This window comes from Desulfocicer niacini (assembly GCF_054657595.1).
On record NZ_BAAHYK010000120.1, the window covers coordinates 1 to 2,610 of the forward strand.

A 2,610-nucleotide genomic window follows, 5' to 3' on the forward strand; every position below is an offset into this window, starting at 1 on the left:
TGTTGAACAAAACCGCTTCGCGGAAGGAAGTCCAGCCACAGTTTCGTCCATTAATATTTAAACGTATCAACATAAATTCCCTTTATATTCAGCCCGTTTTGTTCCATCATCCTCCTGAGTACCCACCCATAATTTTCAGGAGGTAAAAATGACAGAACTTCGACAAAAATTTGAAAGACACCTTACCCTTCACCGGCTTTCGCCTAAAACGAATGCTGCATACATGAACGCTGTCAAATCCCTTGCCGCTTATCACAGGCAATCGCCTGACAAACTTACGAATGAACAAATCCAGGACTATCTACATTATATTATCGCGGATCGAAAGCTGGCATGGAGCACATGCAACGTCCAGTTTTCAGGGATCAAGCGATTCTATAAACATGTATTGAGCAGGGAACCTAAGTTATCCATTCCACCTCGACCCAGGGAAAAAAAGATTTTCATGGCTTTGAGCCGGGAGGAAGTTGATCAGATACTTTCAGCCTGCAGCAATCTCAAACATTACACCCTGCTTCTTGCCGTTTACAGTGCGGGCCTGCGGGTCAGTGAAGTGGTAAAACTCCAGCCGATCCACATCGAAAGATCCCGCAGGATGATACGGATCGAACAGGGTAAAGGCAGGAAAGACCGGTATACGGTTTTATCGGATACCCTGTTGAAGACCCTTGAAGAATATTGGCGTGCCTATTGGCCCGACAAATGGATCTTTTTCGGCCAGACCAAAGCAAAACCTTTATCCATTGATGCGGCACAGCAGGTTTTTTACAAAGCCAAAATGAAAGCGGGTGTTAAAAGGGGAAGGGGCATCCACACCCTGAGGCACTGCTTTGCCACACACCTTCTGGAACAGGGAACCCGGACTTATGTCCTTCAACAGATGCTTGGTCATAAATCCATCAGGACAACCGCCAGATATCTTCACATCAGTAATGATGCCATTTCCAAAGTCGTCAGCCCGGCTGACGCGATGGTTCAATGAATACCGAATGCTGCGAGAAAGGCAGCAAACCCCAATATGACATCGCCGACATTTTCAGACATTCAGGACAGCAGTTTTTGGAGTCCTTTGGTGCCTCCCATGAACAAATAAAGGTCATGAACCGGATTATAACCTGCCGGACAGCAGCCTTGGGAGGGCATCTTGAGGTCTGCCCTGACTGTAATTATCAGCAGAACGCCTACAATTCCTGCAGGAATCGCCATTGTCCCAAATGCCAGACCATGACCAAGGAAAAATGGCTGGATAATAGGGTATCCGAGCTTCTGCCAGCCACCTATTATCACCTTGTGTTCACACTACCTCACGATTTGAACCCTGTCGTCCTTTGTAATATGAAGTTGCTGCTGGATTTGCTGTTCTCATCAGTCAACCAGACAATCAAGCAGTTTGCTGCCGATCCCCAATGGCGGCTTCAGGGCAACCCTGGATTTATTGCCGTACTTCATACGTGGAATCAGACCATCCTGGATCATTTTCATCTACACTGCCTTGTTCCAGGGGGCGTATTGTCACAGGATAAAACCCAGTGGACCCCTTCCAAAAAGAATTTTCTTTTCAAGACGAGTTCCCTGGTAAAGGCGTTCAAGGGCATCTATATCAAATGTCTCAAACAACTGTACAAAGATGGGGATCTCAAGTTTCCTGGGGATACCGCAAAGTACGGGACTCAATCCGGATTCTACCGTTTGATCAAGACTATCAGGAAAAAGAAATGGTCGGGCTATGCCAAATCTCCCTGCTCAGGCCCTGAAAAGGTACTTGAGTATCTCGGACGCTACACTCACAGAGTCGCCATCTCCAATTACAGGATCAAATCCTTTAAAGACGGTAGAGTGATATTTACCTGGAAAGACAGATCCCAGAACAATGCGACAAAGGAGATGACCCTTGATGCTGTGGAGTTCATCAGGAGGTTCCTGCTTCATGTGCTGCCCAAGGGATTCAAAAAAATAAGGCACTTTGGATTTCTGGCACCCAGATATAAAACTCGGAATATCGAACTGATCAGGAAGCTGACCAATTATGAGTGCAAACATGAAGACAGGCCTCCAGATGAGTCCATCGAAGAGATGATGCTCAGAATAACCGGTGTTGATATAAAAGCATGTCCCAAGTGCGGCAAGGGCCGATTGATAAGGCTTTACGAGCTGCTTCCGGTATATACCGGCTATATTGTGCCACAACAAAAGGAGGCTGCCTGGAATACCTCCTGAACCCGATCTTTGATCTGAGACAAACTGCGGCAACGACAATGGTTTCAGGCCATACCGGTGAGATGCGTCTTGAAACCGGCATTATCCAGTCAATTATTTCCTGTATCCGGAAAACAAAAGGGTATTTGGCAGATGAGACCTACAATTTTGACCCTTCTCCATAAAAATCACAAAAAATCACGACAATTTTTCCTTGCACTAACATGCAGCAATCGATATAAACCCCATAGAGTAAACAATCGTTACCGGTTCTGACCAGCGGCACTGTTCAACAACGTTTTATCAATAACCCCGCTTACCGAAACCAACGATTCAGTAATAACTAAGGATTTTAGAGAATCTAATTGCCTTGCCTTCTCTGTGGGCGGGACTATTGATAAAACGCTTTTAGTT

The 2,610-nt window shown here is 45.8% G+C and carries 2 protein-coding genes; both read left to right on the forward strand.

Features of this window, described 5'->3' with window-relative positions:
* The first annotated feature begins 148 nt into the window (after window positions 1–148).
* A complete protein-coding gene (locus tag ACYQ2M_RS24920; protein ID WP_459919110.1) occupies window positions 149–982 on the forward strand; it encodes a tyrosine-type recombinase/integrase in 834 nt (277 codons plus the stop codon).
* Complete coding sequence (locus ACYQ2M_RS24925) at window positions 979–2,217, forward strand: IS91 family transposase (protein WP_459919111.1); 1,239 nt, start codon at window positions 979–981, stop codon at window positions 2,215–2,217. The genes ACYQ2M_RS24920 and ACYQ2M_RS24925 overlap by 4 nt, the downstream gene beginning before the upstream one ends.
* Window positions 2,218–2,610: the final 393 nt, after the last annotated feature.